Annotated in this window: 4 protein-coding genes; 3 read left to right on the forward strand and 1 reads right to left on the reverse strand. The window is 72.9% G+C overall.

The window, feature by feature from the left end:
• The coding region (gene ccsB / locus Q0D57_RS07485) for a c-type cytochrome biogenesis protein CcsB (protein WP_291040600.1) at positions 1 to 969 on the forward strand (969 nt) is incomplete at its 5' end.
• Positions 970 to 1,105: 136 nt separating this feature from the next.
• Here ccsB and Q0D57_RS07490 read toward each other — a convergent pair.
• The gene (locus tag Q0D57_RS07490; RefSeq protein ID WP_291040604.1) at positions 1,106 to 2,110 is read right to left on the reverse strand and encodes an o-succinylbenzoate synthase; all 1,005 of its coding nucleotides are present in this window, start codon (positions 2,108 to 2,110) and stop codon (positions 1,106 to 1,108) included.
• Between the two features lie 83 nt (positions 2,111 to 2,193).
• On the opposite strand from Q0D57_RS07490, the gene Q0D57_RS07495 reads away from it, so the two are divergent.
• Entirely contained in the window at positions 2,194 to 3,111 is a 918-nt protein-coding gene (locus Q0D57_RS07495) for a 1,4-dihydroxy-2-naphthoyl-CoA synthase (RefSeq protein ID WP_291040607.1), read from the forward strand.
• Between the two features lie 223 nt (positions 3,112 to 3,334).
• Positions 3,335 to 4,406: AMP-binding protein (locus tag Q0D57_RS07500; protein WP_291040612.1), on the forward strand; the 1,072-nt coding region annotated here is incomplete at its 3' end.

The raw sequence follows: 4,406 nt of genomic DNA on the forward strand, positions 1-4,406 counted from the left end.
GCCATGGGGGTCTACGCCCTCGCCTTCATCGCGTTCACGCTCGACCTCGCGCGGCGGTCGTCGACGGTCAAGAAGGCCGTGGCCGAGGAGGTGCCGGTGGCTGTGGGGGCCGGGGCGTCCGGTGCCGTCCTCTCCAAGGGTGGCTCGGGTGGCTCGGCCGGCTCCTCCGGCTCGCTCGTCTCGCTCGAGGGCCGCGACGCATCCGGTCGCCGCTCGCTCGCGCTGCGGCTGGGCGTGGTGTTCACGGTGCTGGCCTTCGTCGTCCAGCTCGCCGGCGTCATCCTCCGCGGCATCGCGGCCGCCCGGGTGCCGTGGGCGAACATGTACGAGTTCTCCATCACGGGAACCGTGCTCATAGTGGCCGTCTTCCTCGTGCTGCTGCTCCGGGAGGACCTGCGGTTCCTCGGCACCTTCGTCACCGGCCTCGTGCTCGTGCTCCTCGGTGTCTCCACCATCAACTACTACGTGGCGATCTCGCCCCTGCCGCCGGCACTGCAGTCGGCGTGGCTCGTCATCCACGTGCTCGTCGCCATCCTCGGCACGGCGTTCTTCGCGCTCGGCGGTGCGCTCTCGATCGTCCAGCTGCTGCAGACGCGTGGGGACGCGATGGGCCGGCTCGGCACGGCGCTCCGGCTCCGGTTCCTCCGCACGCTGCCGGACGCCGACTCGCTCGAGCGCCTCGCCTACCGGGTCAACATCGTGGGCTTCGTGTTCTGGACCTTCACCCTCATCGCCGGCGCAATCTGGGCCGAGCGCGCCTGGGGCCGCTACTGGGGCTGGGACACCAAAGAGGTCTGGACCTTCATCATCTGGGTGATCTACGCGGGGTACATCCACGCGCGGGCCACCCGCGGCTGGCGCGGGTCGCGGTCGGCGTGGCTCGCGATCGTGGGCTTCGCGGCGGTGCTGTTCAACTTCGGCGTGGTGAACGTGTTCTTCAAGGGCCTGCACGCGTACTCGGGGCTGTAGACCGCCGTTTCGGCGACGTGCCGCGGGCTTCGGCCAACCTCGCGGGATCCGAGCGCGATTCGGCGTCGGTTGCCACGACGTTTGGCGTTGTCCGCGGTCGGGCGCCTCTGAGGGCGGCCTGACGGCCTGACCTGCGTCAGAGCAATGCGTGCACGCGGGTGACGCGGTCGCGCCACCACTGTTCGCGGGCGGGGGCCGCGCGCAGGCGCTCGAGCAGGTCGGCGTCGGGCACCGCGCGTTCGACCGGGATGCTGCCGCCTCGGGCGCGAAGGCTCCCGGCGGGGGCCACCACGTCGGTCTCGAAGAGGTCGACCGTGGCGAGCCCGCAGTCGTAGGGGAGCTCGGGAAGCGCCGCGGCGAGGTGCGCGCCCATTGCGATGCCCACCGAGCTCTCGAGCGCCGAGGAGATCACGGCGGGGAGGCCGGCCTCCGCCACGACCGCGAGGGCGCGCCGCAGGCCGCCGAGCGGCTGGGCCTTCACCACGAGCAGGTCGGCGGCGCCGGCGCGAGCCACGGCGAGCGGGTCGTCGGCCTTCCGCACGCTCTCGTCGGCGGCCACGGGGATGCCGAGGTAGCCGATGCGGCGGCGGAGCTCCGCGAGCTCCTCGACGCTCGCGCAGGGCTGCTCGAGGTACTCGAGGTCGAACTCCGCGAGGCGGTGCACGGCGTGCTCGGCCTCGTCGAGGTTCCAGCCGCCGTTGGCGTCGAGGCGGATGCGGCCCTCGGGGCCGACGAGCTCGCGCACGCGGCCGATCCGGGCGGCGTCGTCGTCGAGGGTCTGGCCGCGTTCGGCGACCTTGACCTTCACGGTGCGGCAGCCGTCGTAGTGCGCTAGCACGCGCTCGACGTCGGCGGCGGGCACGGCGGGGAGGGTGGCGTTCACCGGGATGCTGGTGCGGAGCACGGGCGGAGCGGGCCGCCAGCCGAACTCGAGGGCGGCGCGGAGCCAGGCGGCCGACTCGGCGTCGTCGTACTCGGGGAAGGGGGAGAACTCGGTCCAGCCCTCCGGGCCCTCGATGAGGGCGAGCTCGCGGACGGTCTGGCCGCGGAACCGGGTGTGCAGGGGGAGCGCGACCACGCGCATCCGTTCGACGACGTCGGCGAGGGCGGGGTGGTCGCGTGTTTCCGGATCGTCCAGCACTCCACAAGTGTCGTCCCCTGCACATCCATCCACAATCCTGCCGCCGACCTGGGCCGGATGCACCGGACGCGTAACCTTGCAGCATGAGCGATCGCACCACCGTCTCCGACATCTTCGACCCCGCAGAGTGGGTCGTGGCACCCGATTCCGAGGGCTTCACCGACATCACGTACCACCTCGACACGGCGGGTCAGGTGGCGCGCATCGCGTTCGACCGGCCGGAGGTGCGCAACGCGTTCCGGCCCAAGACGGTCGACGAGCTCTACTGGGCGCTCGACGACGCGCGGCAGAACCCGCGGGTGGGGGCGGTGCTGCTCACGGGCAACGGCCCGAGCCCTCGAGACGGCGGGTGGGCGTTCTGCAGCGGGGGCGACCAGCGCATCCGCGGCCGCGACGGCTACAAGTACTCCGAGGAGGAGACGGCTGCGGGCATCGACCCGGCGAGGGCCGGGCGCCTGCACATCCTCGAGGTGCAGCGGCTCATCCGGTTCATGCCCAAGGTCGTCATCGCGGTCGTGCCAGGCTGGGCGGCCGGTGGCGGGCACTCGCTGCACGCCGTCTGCGACCTCACCATCGCCTCCGCCGAGCACGGGCGCTTCAAGCAGACGGATGCGGATGTCGGCTCGTTCGACGCCGGCTACGGCAGTGCCTACTACGCCAAGCAGATCGGGCAGAAGTTCGCGCGCGAGGTCTTCTTCCTCGCCGAGGAGTACAGCGCCGAGCGGGCCTACGAGATGGGGGCGGTCAACAAGGTGGTTCCGCACGCCGAGCTCGAGGCCGAGGCGCTGCGCTGGGCACGCATCGTGCTCGGCAAGTCGCCCACGGCCATCCGCATGCTGAAGTACGCGTTCAACGCGGTCGACGACGGCCTCGTGGGGCAGCAGATCTTCGCGGGCGAGGCCACCCGTCTCGCCTACGCGAGCGACGAGGCGGTCGAGGGCCGCGACTCCTTCCTCGAGAAGCGGGATCCCGACTGGTCGGGCTTCCCGTACCACTTCTGATGCGCGCGGCGGAGCTGCGCCGGGCGGACGGCGCCGAGGTGCCTGCGGGGGATGAGGCTGCGGCGCGGGTGATCGGCGTGCCGGTCGAGGGCGGTGCTGTGGCGGCGGAGGTGCGTGTCACCGCGGCTGGTGCGCGGCGGGTGGCGGCTGGGGCGCGGGTGGTGCGCGTGGTCACGGTGCGTACGACTCGAGCGCGGGCAGCGACGTCGGCTGGGGTGATGGGGTGACTCGCGCGCTCGAGGTCATCGACGGGTCGGACGCCGCGGTCGTGGAGCGGGAGCTGCGGCGGGCGCTGGCCAACGACGGGTCCGCGATCCTGCCAAGGGAGGGCGTGCGAGGGCTCGGAGACCCTGCGGTGGCGGGTCCGGTGCTGCCGACGGAGGTGGCCAAGCGGGTGTCGCTCGTGATCGAGACCTCGGGCTCGTCGGGGCTGCCCAAGCGCGTGGCGCTCAGCTCGGACGCGCTGCTGGCCTCCGCGGCGGCCACTGAAGCCGCCCTCGGCGGGCCGGGGCAGTGGCTGCTCGCTCTTCCCACGCACTACATCGCGGGGGTGCAGGTGCTCGTGCGGTCGATCGTGGGCGGCCTCGCCCCGGCCGTGCACCCGCGCGGCCACTTCTCCGCCGAGACCTTCGCCGATCTCGCCGAGCAGCTCCGGGCTCCACTGCGCTTCACGTCGCTCGTGCCGGCCCAGCTCGTGCGACTGGTCGAGGCCTCGGAGGCCGACCCGCGCATCCGTGCCGCCGCCGCACGCTTCGATGCGGTGCTCGTGGGCGGGCAGGCGCTGCCCGACCTGCTTGCGGAGCGCGCGTCGGGGCTCGGCATCCGCGTGGTGCGCACGTACGGATCGAGCGAGACCGCGGGCGGCTGCGTCTACGACGGCGTGCCCATCGGGCAGGCCTCGGCGCGGGTCGCCGACGGGGAGCTGGAGCTCGCGGGTCCCATGCTCGCCGAGGGGTATCTCGGAGACGACGAGCTCACGGCCGATCGCTTCCGCGTGTCCGACGGCACGCGCTGGTACCGCACGGCCGACAGCGGAACCGTGGTCGACGGTGCGGTGCGGGTGACCGGCCGGGTCGACAACGTCATCATCTCGGGTGGTGTGAAGGTCTCGCTGGATCGGGTCGAGCGCCTCGTGCAGAGCGTCCCGGGCTTCGAGCAGGCCGTCGTGGTGCCGCGTGCGAGCGACCGCTGGGGCCAGGTGAGCGAACTCGTGGTGGAGGAGGGAGCGGGCGGCGCGGCGGGAGCGGGCGGCGGCGTGCCGGCGGGGGAGGGCAGCGCGTCGGGCGCGGGGGGTG

It is taken from the genome of Herbiconiux sp. (genome assembly GCF_023264895.1).
In the GTDB taxonomy this organism is placed as follows: domain Bacteria; phylum Actinomycetota; class Actinomycetes; order Actinomycetales; family Microbacteriaceae; genus Herbiconiux.

What these genes read in the sequence shown, in the direction of transcription:
- Q0D57_RS07495 (WP_291040607.1), top strand. Translation starts at nt 2,194, where the DNA reads ATGAGCGATCGCACCACCGTCTCCGACATCTTCGACCCCGCAGAGTGG.